General features: G+C 72.7%; 12 protein-coding genes. 4 read left to right on the top strand and 8 right to left on the bottom strand.

What is annotated here, in order from left to right:
- Positions 1–266: 266 nt before the first annotated feature.
- Entirely contained in the window at positions 267–1028 is a 762-nt protein-coding gene (locus tag ACQUFX_RS11580) for a hypothetical protein (protein WP_428966013.1), read from the top strand.
- On the opposite strand, the gene ACQUFX_RS11575 is transcribed toward ACQUFX_RS11580, so the two are convergent.
- Both ACQUFX_RS11575 and ACQUFX_RS11570 read right to left on the bottom strand, forming a co-directional pair.
- Positions 1015–1314: an STAS domain-containing protein gene (locus ACQUFX_RS11575; RefSeq protein ID WP_428966012.1), complete on the bottom strand. Its 300-nt coding sequence runs from the start codon at positions 1312–1314 to the stop codon at positions 1015–1017. The two genes, ACQUFX_RS11580 and ACQUFX_RS11575, sit on opposite strands and share 14 nt — an antisense overlap.
- Positions 1311–5477 (bottom strand): SpoIIE family protein phosphatase, encoded by a 4167-nt coding sequence (locus ACQUFX_RS11570; protein ID WP_428966011.1) that lies wholly within the window; start codon positions 5475–5477, stop codon positions 1311–1313. Before ACQUFX_RS11570 ends, ACQUFX_RS11575 begins: the two co-directional genes overlap by 4 nt.
- A 279-nt stretch (positions 5478–5756) precedes the next feature.
- Here ACQUFX_RS11570 and ACQUFX_RS11565 point away from each other — a divergent pair, with 279 nt between their 5' ends.
- The 3 genes from ACQUFX_RS11565 (at position 5757) to ACQUFX_RS11555 (ending at position 7626) form a co-directional block, all read left to right on the top strand.
- The gene (locus ACQUFX_RS11565) at positions 5757–6164 is read left to right on the top strand and encodes an ArsR/SmtB family transcription factor (RefSeq protein WP_428966010.1); all 408 of its coding nucleotides are present in this window, start codon (positions 5757–5759) and stop codon (positions 6162–6164) included.
- A gap of 1 nt (position 6165) precedes the next feature.
- The gene (locus tag ACQUFX_RS11560; protein WP_428966009.1) at positions 6166–6810 is read left to right on the top strand and encodes an SRPBCC domain-containing protein; all 645 of its coding nucleotides are present in this window, start codon (positions 6166–6168) and stop codon (positions 6808–6810) included.
- Positions 6811–7038: 228 nt separating this feature from the next.
- Positions 7039–7626 (top strand): hypothetical protein, encoded by a 588-nt coding sequence (locus tag ACQUFX_RS11555; RefSeq protein WP_428966008.1) that lies wholly within the window; start codon positions 7039–7041, stop codon positions 7624–7626.
- A gap of 139 nt (positions 7627–7765) precedes the next feature.
- On the opposite strand, the gene ACQUFX_RS11550 is transcribed toward ACQUFX_RS11555, so the two are convergent.
- From ACQUFX_RS11550 to ACQUFX_RS11525, 6 genes are all read right to left on the bottom strand, one after another.
- Positions 7766–8560, bottom strand: coding sequence for a class I SAM-dependent methyltransferase (locus tag ACQUFX_RS11550; RefSeq protein ID WP_428966007.1), 795 nt, complete (start codon positions 8558–8560; stop codon positions 7766–7768).
- A 145-nt stretch (positions 8561–8705) separates the two neighbouring features.
- Positions 8706–10538, bottom strand: coding sequence for a hypothetical protein (locus tag ACQUFX_RS11545; protein WP_428966006.1), 1833 nt, complete (start codon positions 10536–10538; stop codon positions 8706–8708).
- The gene (locus tag ACQUFX_RS11540; protein WP_428966005.1) at positions 10531–14988 is read right to left on the bottom strand and encodes a DUF6603 domain-containing protein; all 4458 of its coding nucleotides are present in this window, start codon (positions 14986–14988) and stop codon (positions 10531–10533) included. The genes ACQUFX_RS11545 and ACQUFX_RS11540 overlap by 8 nt, the downstream gene beginning before the upstream one ends.
- The gene (locus tag ACQUFX_RS11535; protein WP_428966004.1) at positions 14985–16340 is read right to left on the bottom strand and encodes a ComEC/Rec2 family competence protein; all 1356 of its coding nucleotides are present in this window, start codon (positions 16338–16340) and stop codon (positions 14985–14987) included. The genes ACQUFX_RS11540 and ACQUFX_RS11535 overlap by 4 nt, the downstream gene beginning before the upstream one ends.
- Before the next feature lie 10 nt (positions 16341–16350).
- Positions 16351–18954 (bottom strand): LamG domain-containing protein, encoded by a 2604-nt coding sequence (locus ACQUFX_RS11530; protein ID WP_428966003.1) that lies wholly within the window; start codon positions 18952–18954, stop codon positions 16351–16353.
- Positions 18951–19175, bottom strand: coding sequence for a hypothetical protein (locus ACQUFX_RS11525; RefSeq protein ID WP_428966002.1), 225 nt, complete (start codon positions 19173–19175; stop codon positions 18951–18953). Before ACQUFX_RS11525 ends, ACQUFX_RS11530 begins: the two co-directional genes overlap by 4 nt.
- Positions 19176–19228: the final 53 nt, after the last annotated feature.

The raw sequence follows: 19228 nt of genomic DNA, 5'->3' as shown, positions 1-19228 counted from the left end.
CACAACTGGGTTTCCGAAGTAAAGCGTTCACAACGACACATGTCAATGCCATCACCGTGCTCAGGTGGGCATGTCCGATCACGAACGGGCGCCCACCGCCGCTCCGACATGGTGTTCTCCGTCGGCAATCGACGATGACGCCGGCCGGGTTCGGGGGCGGAACTTTCGTATGGAGCCGATTGCTGTAGCCGAACCTGTTATCGATAACGCTCGATCCTGGTACGGTCGCGACGGGTCACGTCCGTGTTGCCGTTCACCGGGGAACCATGCCCGCCACCGACCGCTTCACCGGTCCGCTCGCCGCCGCCTGGCCGGGTGTCGGACCCGCCCTGCTCGAACGGGTACTCGAGCCCCCCGAGAGGTCGATGCCCGTACCCCCGGCGCAGGAGCGAGCCGCCTGGGCCGGGTCGCGGCTGGACGCGCCCACGCTGAGACATCTGCGCGCCCACGCCGAGCATGACCTGGGCCGGCCCTGGCCTGCGCTGCCGGCCCGGCACTACGCCAGATACTTCCGCGACGGCGACCGCGACACCTACGAACAGCTGGTCTTCGCCCGGCAGCGACGGCTCACCCGGGCCAGCGTCCTCGCCGCCGCCACGCTCGACCCGGACTGGCTCGACGAGGTGGTCGACGGCGTCGTGTCGCTCTGCGAGCAGAGTTCCTGGTGCTGGCCCGCCCACGACGACACCCGCACCCGCCACGGGGCCGTACTGCCGACCGTGACCGACCCGTTCCTCGACCTCGGCGCGGGCGAGGTCGCCGCCCAGCTCGCCTGGATCGACCACCTGCTCGGCGGGCCACTCGACCAGCACACCCCGGGCGTGCGCCCGCGCATCCGGCACGAGGTCGACCGGCGCGTGCTGACTCCGTTCGCCGAGCGCCGCGACTGGCACTGGCTCGGCCTCGACGGCGACGTGCACAACTGGAGTGCGTGGATCCACGGCAGCGTCCTCGTCGCCGCAGAGGCGTGCCGTGATGTGAGGCTGTGGGCCGCCAGCTCTGGGACTACACCGGTCACACCTCGGTGACGGTCATCAGGTCGGCGAGGCCGGCGATGGTCAGGACGGGGGCCAGCAGTGGGCTGGCGACGAGGTGGATCCGGTCGACGTGGGGGAACAGGACGGCGAGTCCGGCGCTGTCGAGGTACTCCAGGGCGGTCAGGTCGACCGTCAGCCGGCCGGGGGCGGCCTCCACGGCGCGGGTGAGGGCGGCCCCGAAGTCGGCGGCGTTACTCATGTCGACCTCGCCGGTCGCGGTCAGGACGGGGGTGCCGTCGGGCCGCTGGCCGGTGGTGAGGGTCAGAGCGGTGGTCATGGGATCCTCGCCTGCATGTCGATGGTGGTGCCGGTGGCGCCGGAGGTGACGGTGATGGAGTCCATCAGGGCACGCATCAGGACCAGGCCGCGTCCCCGATGGGTGTCCTCACCCGGCTGTGGTGCCTTCCAGCGCCCGCTGTCGGTGACGCTGAGGCGCAGACCGTCGGCGGTCGCGGTGGCCCGCAAACGGATCCGCCCACCGGGGCTGTCGCGGTGGCCGTGCTCGATGGCGTTGGCGCAGGCCTCCCCGGCGGCCACCAGGACGTTGTAGGCGTTGGTGGAATCGAGCCCGCAGCGGTTCAGCCAGCCCCGCAGGGCGGTGCGCACCGGTGCGAGACCGGCACTCTCGGCGGCGAAGTCGAGCTCCAGCGGGCCGGGGTGGCGGTAGAGCAGGACCGCCACGTCGTCGTCGTAACCCCCGGACGGGGTCAATCGGTGCATGACCTCGGTGGCGAGGGTCTCGATGGGCTGGTCGCGTCCGTTCTGGAGCACCGTCACGACCTGCTCGATGCCGGCGGTCAGCGGTTGGCGGCGGCGCTCGACGAGCCCGTCGGTGTAGAGCATCAGGATCGCCCGCGCCGGGAGAAGCTCCTCGATCTCCGGCCGCTCGTCTCTGCCCCGCACCCCGAGGGGGCGGGAGTGGCCCTGGTCGAGCAGCCGGGTGCTGCCGTCGGGAGCGGTGACGATGGCGGGAGGATGCCCGGCGCTGGCATAGCGCAGCTCCCCGGTGGCCGGGTCGAGGACGCCGCAGAAGACCGTCGCGCAGAGGGCCCCGGGCACCTGGGCGGCGAACCGGTCGAGCGCGGTGAGCGTCCGGGACGGGCTGGAGTCCTGCAACAGCAGGGCGCGACAGGCGCTGCGCAACTGCCCCATGACGGTGGCGGCCTGCAGCCCGTGACCGACGCAGTCCCCGACGACGATACCGAGCTGCCCGTCGACGAGCTCGATGGTGTCGTACCAGTCACCGCCGACCTTCAGCGGCCGGGTGGCCGGCGCGTACCGCACGGCGAAGTCACGGGGCAGCTGCGCGGGACCGAGGATGGCCCGCTGCAACTCCAGGGCGGTCTCCCGTTGCTGGTCGATCTGCTGCACCCGGTGCAGCCCCTGACCGAGGTGACCCGCCAGCAGGGCCAGCAGGGTCTCGTCCTGCTCGGTCACCGGGCGCCGCTCACCGAGGTCGATCCAGAGCGCCATCGTGCCGTGGGGGTGCTCGACGGCGATCCCGACCCCGGTGGTCTGGTCCGCGACCGTCGTGAGCAGGGGCCGGTCCCGCAGGTCGGTGAGGATCCGCCGGCGCTGCTCGGTGAGCGTGTCCCACCGCTGGTGCGGGTCGGTCGTGGCCACCGTCGGCGTGTGGGAGCCGTCGAAGACGACCGCGAGGACCCGGGTGGCCCGCCACAGCCCCTGCAGCTCCTCCAGGACCCCGTGCAGGGCATCGGTGAGATTGTCCGCCCGGGACAGCCGGATGCTCAGGGCGGCCAGCGCGCTCTCCCGTTGCACCGCGTAGTGCTCCGCCGTGACGTCGCGGAAGGTGCCGACGATGACCCGCCGGCCGGTGTCCGGGTCCTGCACCTGGTTGAAGGCGGCGGCGACCCACAGCCGGTGCCCGTCCCGGTGCGTCACCGGAATGGTGTACGTGCCGCTGGCGTGACCGACGAGCAGGGTGAGAGCGTCGGCGACCTGCTGGTGTGCCTCCGGCTCGCTTTCCCGGCTCGGCCACCACGGGTGGACGGGGGCGTAGGGGAGCCCCTCGGGGCCGTAGCCGAGGATGTCGGTGAAGGTGGGGTTGATCTCGACGACGGTGCCGTCCTCGTCGCAGACGAAGAAGGCCTCCTGGAGCGAGTCGACCAGCGCGGTGCGCCACCGGGCGTGGTGGTTGCGCAGCCGGGCCAACTTCACGTTCGTCCGCACCCGGGCCAGCAGCTCGGCGGCGGCGAACGGCTTGACCAGGTAGTCGTCGGCTCCCGCCTCCAGCCCCTCGATGGAGTCCTCCTGCCCGGCCCGCGCCGACAACAGCAGGACCGGCGTCCCCGCCGTCCGGGGATCGGCACGCAGGGCTGCCACCAGTTGCAGACCGTCCAGGCGGGGCATCATCACGTCACTGACGACCAGGTCGGGCTGGGTGACGCGGGCCGCCTGCAGGGCGGCCTGGCCGTCGTCGACCGCCTCGACCCGGTGACCGGCCGCGCGCAGCAGTCGGGTGAGGTACTCCCGCATGTCGGCGTTGTCGTCGGCGACCAGAATGTGCGCCGGGCTGGTGGACCCTGCGGCCGTCGGTGCCGGCAGGCTCCGGGCGACGTCCTCGTCGTGGGGTAGGGAGGGCTCCGCACCCGTCGGAGACTCCGGTGGCAGCCACCGCAGCACCTCTTCGACGAAGGGTTCGGCGGTGGCGAGGACGTCGTGGTCCTGGGTGCGGGCGACGGCGCCCGGCGGCAGGTGGGCGCTGCCGAAGGGCAGCGCGATGGTGAAGGTCGTGCCCGCCCCGAGGGTGCTGTCGGCGGTGAGGTCGCCGCCCTGCAACCCGACGAGTTCCTTCACCAGCGCCAGGCCGATGCCGCTGCCCTCGTTCGATCGGGAGCGGACGTTCTCGATACGGTGGAACCGTTCGAACAGCCGCGGCATCTCCTCGGCGGGCACCCCGATCCCCGTGTCCGCGACGGTCACCACGGCCCGGCCCTCCTCGCCCCGCAGCCGCACCCGGATCGTGCCGTCGAAGGTGAACTTCAGAGCGTTGCTGAGCAGGTTCAGGATGATCTTCTCCCACATGCCCCGGTCGACGTACACCGGCTCGGCCAGCGCCGGGCAGTCCACCTCGAAGGTGAGACCCGCGCGTTCGACGGCGGAGCGGAAGACGCTGGCCAGGTCTGCGGTGACCGCGGCGAGGTCCACCGGCTCGTAGCGGGCCTGCATCCGCCCGGCCTCGATCCGGGAGAAGTCCAGCAGCGTGTTGACCAGCTTGCCGAGTCGCAGCCCGTTGCGGTGCATGACCTGCAACTCCTCGCGTACCCCCTCGTCGGTGTCGCCGAGGCGGGCCCGCAGCTCCGCCAGCGGACCCATGATCAGTGTCAGGGGGGTGCGGAACTCGTGGCTGATGTTGGAGAAGAAGGCCGTCTTGGCGCGGTCGAGCTCGGCGAGCTCCTCGGCCCGCTGCTGCTGCGCCTGGTAGCTGCGGGCGCTCGCGATCCCGGCCGCCACGTGTCCCGCCGCCAGTTCGACGAAGCCCCGGTACCCGCCGTCGAGCGGCCGGTACCGGTTCAGGCCGGCGACCATGAAGCCGTACGGGGCGCCGCCCTGTTGCAGCAGCGGCACCAGGAGAGCCTGGGTGGGCGGTTGGGACCAGGCACCGGTCGGCAGCCCCACGAACGCAGCGCCGTCGAGGGGGACGAGGACCGACTCACCCCGCGCCAGCGCCGCCACCGGCCACACCGGGGTCGGCTCGTCGGCCGGAATCGTGCCGGGGGCTGCGGGATGACCCGCGGGTATGCCCGCGGCCGCGGCCAAATGGGCGCTGCCGTCACCCGCCAGGAGGTAGATCGCCGTGAAGGGCAGGTCGAGGCCGTTGCGGCCGAGCTGCCGGGCGGCGAAGGCCAACGTCTCGTCCTCGGTACGCACCACACTGGGATCGGATCCGAGGTCACGCAGCGTGGTCATCCGCCGTTCCCCGACGACCCGCTCGGTGTCCTCGCTGACCACGCACAACATGCCGACGAGCGCGTTGTCGTCGTCGCGCAGCGGGCTGTAGGAGAAGGTGTGGTAGCTCTCCTCCCGGTAACCGGACCGCTCCAGGAAGAGCAGCAACCCCGCATCCCAGGTCGCCACCCCGGTGCCGAGCACCCGGTCGATCCGGGGGCCGATGTCCGGCCAGATCTCCGCCCACACCTCACCCGCCGGTCGGCCCAGCGCCCACGGGTACTTGCGGCCGAGGGTGTCGCGCCGGTACGCGGCGTTGCAGAAGAACGTCAGCTCCGGACCCCACGCCATCCACATCGGGAAACGGGACGACAGCAGGATGTTCACCGCTGTGCGCAGGCTCTGCGGCCAGCCGGTGGGCTCCCCCAGCGGAGTCGACGCCCAGTCCACCTTCGTGAGGTCACTGCCGATCTCGCCGTCGCCAGCGAACACGTCGGCGCTGCTCAGAGGCAGTCGTTCAGCGCTGCTCATCGTCGCGACACTCCCTCGAACCGCACGCCCCACCCGGCGGCGACCAGCTGACCGCTCAGGATCGGTGCCGACCTCGGCGTCAACGTGCCGACGGCGCAGATGCCTCGCGCCATCGTAGAACAAGATCAGCCTGCCGGCCCGGCGACGCCGGCGGCGTAGGCGGGTATCGATGCGGGGCGGCTCGGCGGACTGGCCAACCCCGATGACGGTCGCGTTGTCGGCTTCGTCGGAAAACTGGCTTCGGGGTACATATAAGCTCAGGCTGGCATGATCGGCGCTGTGCACGCGTTCGACATCCTCGGCGACCCGGTGCGCCGGCGCATTCTGGAGCTGCTCGCCGAGGGTGAGCTGACCTCTGGCGTGATCACGGACGTGATCCGGGCTGAGTTCGCCATCTCCCAGCCGGCTGTCTCGCAGCATCTGCGCGTGTTGCGTGACGGCGGGTTCGCGTCGGTGCGGGCTGAGGGCGCTCGCCGGTTCTACGCCGTCGAGCCTGTGGCGCTGCGCGAGGTCGACGCGTGGTTGGACCGGTTTCGCCGGTTCTGGGAACAGCGCGTCGACGCGCTGGGTACCGAGTTGGCCCGGGGCAGGCGCGCAGCTCGCACTTCGGCTGGTAGGGAGCCCAGCCGGTCGACTGGATCCGGGTGCGGTGCCGGCGACACCGATCCATCAGCGAAGGGAGCATGACATGAAGGACGTATTGGACGAGCTGGCAGCAGCTCGCCGGGTAATGGGCGCGGGCAGCGTGCCCGCCGGCGACGCGTACACCATCGAGGTGCGGCGTCGATACGCGGCGCAGATCGACGACGTCTGGGACGCCGTCACCAACCCCGAGCGGCTGCGTCGCTGGTTGAGAGCGGTCACCGGGGAACTGCGGCTCGGCGGGAAGTTCGAGCTGGACGGTGGTGAGCACGGCGAGATCCTCCGGTGCGAGCCACCGCGTCTGCTCAAGGTGTCCTGGCTCTACGGGCCGGACGCCGACGCGTGGCCCGGCACGAGTGAGGTGGAAGTGCGCCTGGCCCCGGGCCCGACCGGCGACACCGAATTCGAGTTGATCCACGCAGCGGTCGTCGGGGAGCCCCTCTTCCCGACCTACGGCCCCGGCGCCGGCGGCGTTGGCTGGGACCTGGCTCTCCTCGCCCTGGCCCGGCTGTTGGCCGACGGCGAGACCATCGACCACGAGGGGATCCACAGGTCGCCCGAGGGGCGCGAGTTCATCCGGCGCAGCGCCGCGGCCTGGGGCGAGGCTCACCTGGCCGCAGGTGGCGACCCGGAGCACGTCGCGGCCGCAGTCGAGGCCACCACCAGGTTCTACGCACCCGACCCGACCTGACATCCCCGGTGCGGTGGGCTGACCGACATCCCTGGCGCTCGCACCCCCGATGAGAATCGCCAGTCGCCTGGGTCGGTCCCGGCGTGTCGATCTCACCAACGCCGTATCCAGGTTCAGGGCGAACGCATCACCTATCGTGGGTAGGCGTGCGTGGACGGTACCCCCTCCGGGGAATGTGAGAGCGGCGGTAGCACGAACGCGTCGACGACGACGGGGACCGCACGAGACATGGTGCTGAGGTATACGGCGGACACGGCTGCGGCGGCCTGGCTCGCGAGTTCGCGAACTCCGGCGGACCAGTTGATCACATTCGGGCCCGCTGACTATGAGGCGTACGCCCGCCTGCGGTACATCCCTGATCCGACCTCACCAGATCAGCGCGAGACCGACGCCGATGTTCCGGTCGGACGCGAGTTGTCGACACCGCAGGCGCGACGTGCGCTGCACGTCCTCGCGGAATTCACCACGACGCCTGACCAGTGCTTCTTCTGCGTCTGGGAAGGTGTCGCCGGAAGCGCCCTGTCGGCGACCGAACGGCATGGACCGCTGGTAACCGTTCCACACCGCCGGTACGTCCTGTTCACCGGCCGGCTCGCGGACTACATCGACGGCCGCTGCGGGCCGTTCGACGGCGAATCCGCTCCGGTCCCCGCCTTCGTCTGGCCGGCCGATCGCCGTTGGTGTTTCACCAGTGATGTCGACACTCACTGGGCAGGGATAGGCGCTGACCAGGCCGCCGTCGACAGGTTGCTGAACAGCTCTGGCCTCGACGTGGTCCAGGCGATGCCCACCGAACGCCCCCCGGCCTATCGGTAAACCACCAACCAGGGTCGGAGGCATCAGTCGTCCAACGGACATCCGCTCCGGAGCGTGCCCGGCTGAGGCCCGGTTCAGCGGGTGGCGATATCGGCAGGGAGGGTGCCTCGAAGGGTGCCGCTACGGCCGGTCAAGACTTCTACCACGTCGCCGTCATTCCTGGAGCCCGCTCGGCGCGCTGTCCGACCCGCAGGACGCTCAGGTAACGGCGTGCTGCCCGGTCGCCCATCCGGGTGCGGATGCGCCCGGCGACGGCGTCGAGCAGGGGCTCACGGACGTCGTGATCGAGCCGGCGGTACGGCGACAGCGAGCGGAGGAGATCGGCGAAGCCGTCCCCGTCGAACCACTGGACGGTCGGGTACCACCGCACGATCGTGGGGCCGAACAAGCCGCCGGGGTCCTCGACCAGTCCCCAACCGTCATCGGTGCCGCGCACGTCGTCCTCGGGGGGAGGATGACCCCAGTCGGGGTTGCCGGGGGAGAACAGCTCGTGCAGATCGGCGGTTTCGGCGTACACCTCCGGCTCTCCGGGCCGGCGGACAACGACGTGGCCGAGCAACGCCATCCAGCCTCCCGGACGGAGCACGCCGTGCGCTCGCGGCCAGCCGGTCGACGGGTCGACCCAGTGCCACGCGGACGCAGCCACCAGGACATCGAAGCGTGCGCCGCGGTCGTCCCACTCCTCGAACGTCGACGTCTCGACGGTGACGTCGTCGAAGGCGGCGAGCCGTTGCCGCGCGAGCGCGGCCATGCCCGCGCCCGGCTCGACGGCGGTCACCGAACACCCGAGCGCCGCCAGCGAACGCGTCGCCTGGCCGGTACCGCAGCCCACCTCGAGGACCCGTGGCCCCACGCCCATGCCGGTGACGTTGAAGAGGTCCGCGAACAACGTGTCGGGGTATCCCGGCCTCACCCGGTCGTACAGCTCCGGCACCTCGTTGAACAGCCGACCGAGGGCGCGTCGATCCGCGTCTGCCATCGCACCATCCTGCCGGAACTGTCGACGACGTGCCGATCCTGCGCACGGAAACGGACCACGGGGCGCACCGAAGATCACACCCGGCCAAGGCTGTCCACGGTCAGGGGCGTAGGAAGGTGACCCGTTCGGCGGTCTCGGTGAGCTGGAGGGCCAGGTCCCCCGACTCCACCTCGGCCGTTGGCACTCCGAGGGACCCGGCGATCGCGGCGGCCAGCCCGGTCGGGGAGATCGTCCCCCGGGGGCCCAGGGGCAGGGGCCCGACCGGATCGGGTACCCGTTCCGAGCCTCCCGGGGCCCGCAGGGTCCTGCCGTAGTTGCCGGGGGAGTGCGGCTCCACCGCCAGGTGCTGGGCCTCCGGGGGCTGGTGCAGGTCCAGCCGGGCCAGTTCCCCCTCGAAGAGGAAGAGCAGCACCTCCGGGCTCAGCCGGCGGGTCACCCAGGGGGTCAGGTGCCCGGTGCCGGCCCGGTCGGCGTACCCGTCGACGAGCAGCCCCGGGTAGCCCGACACCACCTGGGAGCGGATCAGGGCCCCGGTGAGGGTGGGGAACTCCACCGGCAGGGGTGCGGCGGCGTCGCGGGCCTCGTCGGCGGGGCCCAGCCGGCCCACGCTGACGGCGCCGTCGACGAGGTGCCGGACCCAGGTCTGGTCCACGCCGAGGAACCGGATCGACTCGGCTGGCAGCAACCCCTCGTCCGGTACCAGGTAGCCGAAGGGCACCCCGTCGAGCCGGGTCAGCCCGGTCAACCAGTCCCGCACCCCGGGCGGGAGGGTGTCGTCGATCGGGGCCACGGCCAGGGGGTACCCGGCGTCGGCGTTGCAGGCGGCGCGCTGGGTCCGGGCGGCCTGCTGGTCCCGGCGGCGACGCCACCCGTACAGGGCGGTGGCGGTGTCCCCGCTGCCCAGGGCGAGCAGCCGGCCGAGCTGCCAGGCGGCTGCGTAGCCCAGGTCGAACATGCCCAGCTCCGGGTCGAAGCGCAGCAGCGCGTCCCCGGTGCGGACCGGGGCCACCCACCCCCCGTCGGTGGGGCCGGGCACCAGGGGCCCCCGGTACCAGCCGATGCTGCTGCCGCCCTGCCGCAGCCGGTGCCGGGCGGGCACGAACCCCTCCGCGAGGTACCGGTCGGCGGCGGGCTGCCCGGCGGGGGGCAACCGGAGGGCGGCCCTCTCCTCGGCGAGGTCCCGGACCAGGGTGGCGAAGGTGTGGTCGGCGCTCACCGAGGCGAACCGCCAGCTCGTGAGGCTGACCAGCCGGACGGTGTCCCCGACCGGGGCGGGCCCCCGGTCCAGCACCCAGGACCCGTCGGTGGCCGGGGTGAACCGGTGCTCCAGGGAGACCAGGTGCACCACGCTGGTCATCCCGGCCGGCGGCAGCCGGGTGCCGACCACCACCGCCGCGTCGGCCGGGTCGTCCCCGTCGGCGCGGACGTGGGCCAGCAGGGGCAGGTCGGCGTACCCGGGCAGCAGGTCGGCCAGCAGGGCGGCCGGGACGTCGATGACGGTGACCGGCTCCTGCGCCGACTCGTGGGACTCGGCAGCGGCGGCGGCCGGCGGCAGCCAGGGACCCGCCCCCACCTGCCCGAGGGGCACCGTCGAGACGGGCGGCGCCTCCTGCTCGGTGAAGAGCAGCAGGGCCAGCCAGGGTGGGGTCTGCGGCCCGGCTCCCCCCGGGCTGCGTTCCCAGGGCAGGGTGGCCCGCTCCAGCACGATGTGCGGCAGCACGGTGGCGTGGTCCCCGACGCTGCCCTCCGGCGGGAACACCGACCGGATGAGGGCGGGGGCCAGGCCGAACCGGTCCCCGGCGACGGTGAACCGGCGGGTGGTGGTGAAGTCCACCGGGTCCAGACTGACCCGGTGGGTGAGGGTGACCTGGTAGTCGCCGGCGGTCAGCACCGGGCGGTGCTCGCGGCGGAAGGTCACCGGGGACTCAGACATGGGCTGCCACCTGGGGGATCGCGTGGAACTGGGTGGTGTCGAAGCCGGCGGGGTCGAGCACCGCCGAGGGGAGCAGGGCGGCGGCGACCGCGCTGCGGGTGGCGGCGACTTCCGGGTCGGCCATCGCCGTGCGGATCGTGCTCGCCCGCGCCGCCGGCCCGTCCGCGACGACCGGCCGCCGGGGCGGCGGCGCCAGGGTGATCACCTCCCGCGTGTACACGGGGGTGTCGGCCGTCAGGGCGGAGCGGTCCACCCGGACCGCCCGGGCCGGAGCGGGCGGCCGGGGCCGCAGCTCGTACCCGGTGACCAGGTCCTCCATCAGGGCCGGGTCGGTGACCTGGGGGGCGAGCCGGCCACCCCACAGGGCGAACGGCAGCCCCTGACGGACCGGGGTGTAGTCGAACCGGTCCTCGACCGGGAGCCCTTCGTGGGTGACCACGATCCGGTGCACGGCGGTGACGGCGCCGGGGGCCAGGTCGGCCGGGCCGACCCCGAACGCGGTCCGCCCTCCGCCGGTGGGCAGGGCCACCTCCCGCTCCCGGGTGCCCCGGACCGCGCCGCTGGCCGGGATGGCGCTGGTGGTCGACACGACCAGGGTGGCCGGGTCGACGATCCCCAGATCCTCGGCGGCGGCGTCGGGGGCGGCACGGTGGGTGTCGGCCCGTACCGACAGGCCGAGGACCCGGTCCCGGGGCGGCAGCAGGGCTTCCCGGAACCGGTCCCAGCTCACCGGCGCCGGTCTCGCCCCGCCGGTCGAGCCGAAGGCGATGTGCACGGTGACGATGCCCAGGTCGATGGCGGCGGTTCCGCCGAAGTCCGGGCCCCACAACTGGACGTCGGTGCCGACCTGCACGCTGAGGGTGTGGGTGCCGAAGAGGCTGAAGGTGTACGACACCCCGATGCTGACGTGCAGGGACGCCTCGTAGTGGTACGGCTGCCAGGAGATCAGGAAGTCCATCGAGGCGTCGAACCCGGCCCGCAGGGAGTCGTCCTGCCACAGGGCGGTGACCCGGCCCCCGGCCATCAGGGTGGTGGGGGTCAGCGCGAAGTACCCGGCCCCGGAGATGCTGAACTGCTTCGTGACCTGCCAGGCGAAGCCGAGCCGGGGCACGGTGGGGTAGTGGGCGGGCACCGGGAACTGGGGGTGGTAGCCGCCGGCGGTGAGGGCGAAGTCCCCGGCATGGTCCCCGGTGAACCAGGTGGCGAAGGCGAACCCGCCGGTCAGGTGGCAGTCCGGGGCGAGCAGGTACGAGGCCCGGGTGAGCTGGGCCTCCACCGCCAGGTACCCGTCGTCGGGGACCAGGGTGGCGCGGATGGCGAGCTGGATCTGGGCGACCGGGCTGACCGGTCCCGCCCCCGCGTCCGGGGCGGGCAGCACCACCGTGGCCATCCCCAGCACGTCCAGCTCGAACCGGTGCCCGAAGGCGGCGGCGACCAGCAGGAAGGCGTCCACCATCTCGAAGGAGTTGACCCGCAGCCCCAGGGCGAGGAAGTAGTCCCCGACCGAGGGGGGCAGGTAGTCCGCGAGGATCCGCAGTTCGTCGGCGAGGGTGGTGCCCGGGGGCGGCCCGGTGATCGCGTCGGCCACCAGGGGGAAGGTGGCCACCTGGTCGATGGCGGGGGCGACGAACCGCCGGTTGTACCCGAACCCGCCGGCCAGCCCCCGCAGCGACAGGGCGGGCGGACCGGCGTGCAGGCCGTTGAGGTAGGCGTAGGCGAACAGGGACGGCCCGGCGGGGAGCTGGACGTAGGCGCCCATGGCCCCGACGGAGAAGGTCGGGGTCCGGACGCTCAGCCCTCCGCTGTAGGCCGGGTAGCGGGCTCCCTCGTACTCGATCATGTCCTTGCGCAGGGCCCCGTCGATGCGCAGCGGGCCGCTGTCGTAGGCCAGCCCGATTCCGGCCAGGTCGAAGGTGGGCATCGAGAGGGGGTTGGTGGCGGAGACCCCGATGGCGAGGCCGCTCAGCGAGAGGGTCAGCCCGGCGACGGTGACCGAGGCGTCCAGCAGCAGGGCGATCCGGGCCTCCTGGCCGGGGGACTGCCGCCAGGCCAGGCCGACCCGGGAGATGTGCAGGGGCCCGATGGACCGCTGCACGGTGAGCCAGGTGGCGTCGTCGCCGGTCCGCACCGGCGCGGGACCGCCCGTGGCCGGTGCCGGGGTGACCCCCGGCGGGCCGCCGACCGGTACCGCCAGGGCCTGGGTGAAGGGCCCGAGCAGCAGGGTGGCGTCCACGGTGAACCCGGCGGCCAGGTCCCCGGCGGGCAGGGCGAAGCCCGCCGGGAGCAGGGCGGCGAGGGCGGCGGCCTCCGCCGCCGGCAGGGCGGTGGTGGCGGCGAGCAGCCGCAGGGGGTCCACCCCCATCGTGGTGCCCCGCAGGTGGTCCCCGACCACCGGGAGCCGGCCCAGGTCCAGGGTGGCGGCGACCTCCACCCCGAAGAGGTACCCGGTGCGGGTGCCGTTGCCGGAGAGGGCGAACAGGGCCTGCCGCAGGTCCAGCCGGATCCCCTTCGGCACGTGCGCGGCGGCGGTGGGGGAGAGGGCCCCCACCAGGGCTTTCAGGTCGGGCACCGGGTCGGCGGGCAGGTGCCGGTAGGAGGCGGCGAGCCGGCGGGCGGTCGGGTCCTGGGCGAAGTGCAGCTCCAGGGTGGGGTGGAAGGTGCCCCCCTGCACGGGTACGGCCAGGTCCAGGGTCCCGGCGACGGACCGGCGGGCGGTGTCCACGGCCAGGGTGAGGGCCACCTCGGTGCCGTCGACCGGGAACCGGGTCCGCCCGGTGAGGAAGAGACGCCCGGCGCCGGTGGAGATCTCGGCGGCGAGGTTGTCCACGACGGACTCGGCCAGCGGCGCCGGCAGGGTCAGTCCCCCGAACCGGTCGGCCAGGTCGGCGAAGAGACGCCCGACGGGGATCTCCTGCCCGGGGCCGGTCTCCCCGGCGAACTCCCAGCGCCGTTCGGGGGCCGGGTCGTAGCCGGCCCGGACCATCACCGCGACCCCGCCGAGCAGCAGCCCCGCCCGGGCGTGGAAGGTGGTGCCGGTGGGGTCGTGCAGCAGGTCGAAGCCGACCTGGGTGACGGCGACCTGCTCGGTGATCCGCCAGACGCCGTCGAGGACGATCTCCCCGTCGAAGGAGACGGGCACGGTGGCCGAGGGCACCACCGCCCCGGCCTGGAACCGGGTGACCGTCAGGTCCGGGACGTGGTCGGGCTCGGCACCGGTGAAGTGCCGGTAGACCTCCCGGATGCGCAGGGGCGGGTCGTCGGCGCGCAGCCCTCCACCGATCCGCCGGGTGGCCGAGTCGGCGACCAGCTCCAGGGTGCCGTCCGCACCGATCCCGAACAGGCCGCTGACCAGGACCGACACCTGCGCGGAGGGGCCGGGGGAGACCACCCGCACGGTCAGGTCGATCTGCTGGAGGGTGAGCAGCCCGGGGATCACCACCCAGTCCGCCTCGGTGTACAGGGTCATGGTCAGGTAGTCGACCGGGTTGGCGGCGGTGGGGTCGACCGCGAGGGTGACCGCCCCCAGGGTGATCCCGGCCCCCGCGTCGATGCCGAAGGGCACCGGCAGGGTCTCCAGCCCGACCAGACCGGCGATGTCGGCCAGGGTCAACGGCCCCAACCCGCTGAAGTCGGCGGTGAGGACCAGCTCCTCGCTCCAGGAGGCGAGGCGGGCGTCGATGGTGATCTTGTGGTCCTCGGTGAGCCCGGTCATGCTGCCCGCCGACACCGGGATGCCCGCCGCGATGACCAGCGCCCCCCGGACCTGGTGGTCGAGGGTGTTGTAGTTCAGCTCGGGCAGGCCGAACAGCCCGTACCGCAGCTTGGTGAGGGTGAACAGGCCCAGGTCGAGGCCGGCGTCGGCCGGGCCGTACAGGGCCACGCTCGGCACCAGAAGGGTGGCCGGGGTGATTCCGGGCGGGGCGAGGGAGGTCATGGTGATCTCCCCGGAGAGGGGATGGCTCTGCCCGGGGAAGAGCAGCCCGACCAGCTCCATCCCGGGCCGGACCAGCAGGTCGCCCTCGAAGGTCAGCGGGGTGGCGGTCGGGTCGGGCGGTTCCCCGGTCTCCGCGATCAGGTCGGTGTCCAGGCGCAGGACGGCCCCGTCGAAGCGGAGGGTGTCCAGCAGGGTCCCGCGCAGGGGCGGGAAGCTGTCGGCCAGGGACCAGTCGGCGCCCGGCCGGACGATCACCTCGACCCGGCTGACCACGTCGCCGGTCAGGGTGAACCGGAGGGTCACCTCGGCCCGGTCGAAGGGGCCCGGGGAGCCGGTACCGGTGACGGTGACCGGGTTGGCGGCCTCGGCACGGACACAGCCGGTCAGGGCCAGCCCGCCGGCGGGCAGGAACCGACCCAGGTAGGCGGCGGTCGCCGGGTCCAGGGCGGCGACCGGCAGGTCGAGCCGACCGGAGGGCACCCCGGCCAGCAGGGTCTCCAGGGCCTCGGGGGTCACGCCTGCTCCCAGGTGATGTCGAGGTCACCGTGGGACCCGGTGATGTAGACCGGCGCCTTGAAGGGGAACTGGAGGGACTTCGGGGGCTCGTAGTTCTCGGAGTCCCAGGCCCACCCGGAGTGGGGCGGGGTCTTCTCCCGGCCGCTGTCGACGAACCGTTTCACGTAACGGTCGACCACGGTCTTGGAGGGCAGGTGGTGGCTGGACACCCCCTCCTTCCCGGCGCTGATCAGGGCCCGTTCCTTCGGGTCCAGCAGGTTCACGAACTCCAGGGAGGAGGAGGTGCAGTCGCTGCCGTGGTGGGCGATGTGGACGATGTCGACGCCCGTGAGCCGGGCCCGGTTCCGGGCGGCGTACTTCCCCCGGGTCATCAGGTGGTGCTCGGTGCTGCGGGTGGAGTCCCCGCAGAGCAGCAGCTTCTTGCCGAAGACCTCCACCAGGAGCACCACGCTGCCCCGGTTCTTGCCCTGGGCCGCGTCCTTGTCCTTCACGTAGTCGTTGGTGACCCCGGCGGCCAGGATGGTCACCGTGCAGGCCGGGTCGGTCTCGGCGACGATCCGGATGCCGCCCTGGGCGTCGAGGCAGTCGATGTCGGTGGCGGTCTTCCCCGCCTTGACGGCGATCCCCTCCAGGGTGATCTCCCCGGCCTCCTCGCCGTCCTTCAGGGGCTTGGTGGGGTCGACCGCGTTGTGGACCACCTTGCGGATCAGGGTCTCGTTCCTGACGTGGGACCGCACCCAGCGGCTGGCGGTACCGTAGTAGGCGAACTCCCCGCTGTGGTAGACCCGGCCGACCTCGACCCTGTTGGGCTTGTCGGCGAGCACCGTGGCGAGCTGGTTGTAGTGGTCCTCGTCGGAGTGGGTGAAGACCAGGACGTCGACGAACTGGGCCTTCGGGGTCTTCACGGGCTTGCCGAAGGCGTCGGTGGTCTGCTTCGGGCCGAGGAACTTCGGATCCTCCAGGCAGGCCCGGACCCGCTTGGTGTAGAGCTTCTCCTTGGTCTCCGCCATCTCCTTCGACGAGGAGCCGCAGTCGACGAGGATCAGCCGACCACCCGGGGTGCTCAGGGCGATGCAGTCCCCCTGCCCCATCTTGACCATGCGGGCGTAGAACTTCCGGTCCCCCCGGGTGCCCGGGGTGGCCGGCGGCCGCTTGCTGATCTCGTCCTCCCAGAGCTTGGACAGGGCGGCGGCCTCCTCCCGGAGCTTCTTCGCGTGGTCCCGCTCCAGCTTGATCCGCTTCCGCTTGGACTCCTCGCGGTTCTCGTCGAGGATCGTCTCCCCGTCGTTCAGTCCGAGCCAGGAGTCGGCGTTCCGCCGCTTGCGTTTCGCCGGGGGGTTCGGGTCGGTCATGGTGCGCTCCTCAGCTCGGGAAGGCGATCCGCCAGCGGCCCTGGCTGACCCGTTCGTCCTTGCGCCGCCAGGTGAAGACGTGTCGACGGTCATGGTCGAAGGGGCTGAAGTCGGCGGCGTAGGCGAACTCGTTCTGCACCACGTTGTAGAGGTCGAACTCCAGTTGCCCGGCGGCCAGCCGCAGCAGGGCCCGCAGCTCGTTGGCGCCGACGGTGACCCCGTCCACGGTCAGAGCCTGGAAGATCCCCCGGGCGGCCCGGACGTCGCTCAGGTCGTCGGAGTCGCCCTGCTTGAACGCGAAGCCGTAGGGGCGGCCCTCGATGCGGTGCCAGAACTTGTGGGAGTGGTGGAAGCGGATGCTGGGGTAGACGTCCACGCCGTCCGGGGTCTGGTCCTGGTACAGCTCCAGGAACAGCACCCCGCCCCCGCCCTGGGCCTCCCGGCGGAGCTGGAGGTGGTCGGAGCCGGCGGTGAGCACCGACTGGCCGGCGGCGAGCCGGGTGCCCCGCACCTCGTCGGCCTGGAGCCGGGGGGTCGTCACGGTGCTGGCGTTCAGCGCCCCGGTCGTCACACCGGTCAGCTCGTCCGAGGCGCCCTCCTTGAAGGCGAAGCCGTCGGGGCGGCCCTCGATGCGGTGCCAGAACTTGTGGGAGTGGTGGAAGCGGATGCTGGGGTAGACGTCCACCCCGGCCGGGGTCTGGTCCTGGAACAGCTCCAGGAACACCACCGCACCCCCGCTCTGGGCCTCCCGCCGCAACTGCAGGTGCTCGGTGACCGCCTGAACGGTCAGCGGGGACCGGGGCGCGGTGGTGCCGATGCCGACCTTGTTACCCACCGGGTTGATCGCCAGCGGCGCGGCGCCGTGGGACTGGATCCACGAGTACCCGGTGTCGTAGCCCAGCCGCAGGTTCGGCTGGCCGGTGGGGCCGACGATGACGCTGCCCCCGTGGGCGTCACCGGTGTCGTCCACGACGTGCAGCCGGGCCTGCGGAGCGGCGGTGCCCAGCCCGGCGTGACGGGCGGAGAAGACCAACGGCGCCCGCTCCACCTCGGCGCTGAGCTGACCGTCCCGGAACCCGGGAAGGTTGCGGTAGGCCAGCACCACCGGGGCGTGGCCGGGGTCCGGCAGCCCCTGCACCTCCTCCAGGGTCAGCTCCAGGCACTCCCCGGGCGGAATGGTCGTGTCCTGCTGGGCAATCAGGGTCCACTGGGCCCGGTCCGCCAACATCTCCCGGTGCACATGCCAGCCCCCGGGAACGGACCCCGCGACCCGCAGGGTGACCGTGCCGGCGGTACCGGCGGTGGTCAGGGCCCAGTCCCGGGTCTCCTGTTCACCCTGCACCTCGAAGGAGAGGACCAGCTCGGTGGGGGCGGTCCCGTCCGCCCCGGTCAGCGGCACGGGCATCTCCCGGGAGAGGTTGGCCACCCGGACCCGCAGGTCGCGGGGCGTCCGCCCGTCGCTGAGCACCCGGTCCCCGCCGACGAACCCCAGGTGCAGGGGCACCTCGGGGCGGCCCCGGTGGTTGACGATCTCCAGCACCTGGTGCCGGACCCCGGCCAGCTCGCTGGGCTCCCCGCTGTACCCCATACGCCGGTAGCCCAGCTCCACCCGACTGCCCCGGGTGCCGCCCACCCCGTCGGCCCGCAGCCCGGTCAGGGGCAGGTCGAGGGAGGTCCCCGCCGGCAGGGTCAGCCCCTCCGGCCCGCGCAGCCAGCCGGTGGAGCCGGCCACGAACAGCTCCCACCCGGGCACCCGCAGGGCCGGCCGGGAGTCCGCGGCCAGCACCCCCTGGCGGAAGGCCACCGACAGGTGGTGGCTCTCCGGGCCGGTGGGTCCGGGCGCCGACCAGAGCGCCAGGTCCTGGCGGGAGGAGTTGCTCACCCGCAGGGTGAGGGTCTGCCCGCCCGGGGCGTCGTCGATGTACAGCACCGGCTGGTCGTCGACGTTGACCAGCGCGAAGGTGAGGGGATGGGTCCGGACGAAGGTGGCCAGCAGAGCCTCGTCGGCGGCCATGTCCCGGGCGATCTCCGCCACCGACCGGGGACCGTCGTACACCCGCACGTGAGCCGCGTCCAGGGGCAGGTGGGAGCTGACCGAATCGGGGTCGCGGCCCAGGGCGAACGGCTCCCCGCTCGGCTGGATGGGCCCCGGCATCGCGTCCTCGGCCACCACCACCCCGTCCAGCACGATCCGGGTGGTGCTGTCCCGGCTGGTCACCGCCAGGTGGTGCCACTGGTCGAAGGTGAACGTCCCCGGCCCGGCCTCCAGCCGGAACGGCCCGTTCATTGTGGAGCCCTGGTACACGATCCGGCCGTCGTCGTGCAGCCACAGCACGAAGTGGCCCCGCTGACCGAAGACGACAGCCATCGAGTTCGACGGCATCGGGGGCACCCGTACCCAGGCCATGCTGGTGACCGGCTGGGCCACCCCCGTGGTGCTGACCACCGCGTCGGAGCCCCCGGCCAGGGTCAGGCAACTGCCGAACCGGTCGTCGGCGCGGACCTGCGGGCTGCCCTCGACCTCCCCGGTGGCCGGGGCGGCGGGGGAGCCGGTGACCAGGGGACCGGGGGCCAGGTCGTCGAGCTGCCAGTGCAGCAGCAGGGCGGCGCTCACGCCGGGGAGCCCGGGACGACGGGGGCGGCGGAGCCGGTGGAGGCGGCGCCGGGGACGGTCGGTCGGGCCCCGGCCGGGCCCCCCTCCGGGTGGAGCTGGGCCCCGGCCTGCTGGCCGATGCTCTCGATCAGTTCGTACACACGGACGTAGGGCATCTGACCCAGGGCCTCCAGGATCACGTTCGTCTGGTCGAGGGTGAGGGAGAGGGTGATCGGGGGCATCGCTCGCATCCTTGATCCGGCCGGGTCATCCGGGCGGTGACTCGTCAGGTGGT

Source organism: Micromonospora fluostatini (genome assembly GCF_050410825.1).
Lineage (GTDB): Bacteria > Actinomycetota > Actinomycetes > Mycobacteriales > Micromonosporaceae > Micromonospora > Micromonospora rosaria.
The sequence above is the reverse complement of the archived record's forward strand: the minus strand, read 5'-3'. Positions and strand labels throughout refer to the sequence as shown.

Excerpts from the sequence above, each read along its gene's own strand:
- ACQUFX_RS11580 (WP_428966013.1), top strand. The coding sequence starts at position 267 with ATGCCCGCCACCGACCGCTTCACCGGTCCGCTCGCCGCCGCCTGGCCG.
- ACQUFX_RS11575 (WP_428966012.1), bottom strand. The coding sequence starts at position 1,314 with ATGACCACCGCTCTGACCCTCACCACCGGCCAGCGGCCCGACGGCACC.
- ACQUFX_RS11570 (WP_428966011.1), bottom strand. The coding sequence starts at position 5,477 with ATGAGCAGCGCTGAACGACTGCCTCTGAGCAGCGCCGACGTGTTCGCT.
- ACQUFX_RS11560 (WP_428966009.1), top strand. The coding sequence starts at position 6,166 with ATGAAGGACGTATTGGACGAGCTGGCAGCAGCTCGCCGGGTAATGGGC.
- ACQUFX_RS11555 (WP_428966008.1), top strand. The coding sequence starts at position 7,039 with ATGGTGCTGAGGTATACGGCGGACACGGCTGCGGCGGCCTGGCTCGCG.
- ACQUFX_RS11545 (WP_428966006.1), bottom strand. The coding sequence starts at position 10,538 with ATGTCTGAGTCCCCGGTGACCTTCCGCCGCGAGCACCGCCCGGTGCTG.
- ACQUFX_RS11535 (WP_428966004.1), bottom strand. The coding sequence starts at position 16,340 with ATGACCGACCCGAACCCCCCGGCGAAACGCAAGCGGCGGAACGCCGAC.
- ACQUFX_RS11525 (WP_428966002.1), bottom strand. The coding sequence starts at position 19,175 with ATGCCCCCGATCACCCTCTCCCTCACCCTCGACCAGACGAACGTGATC.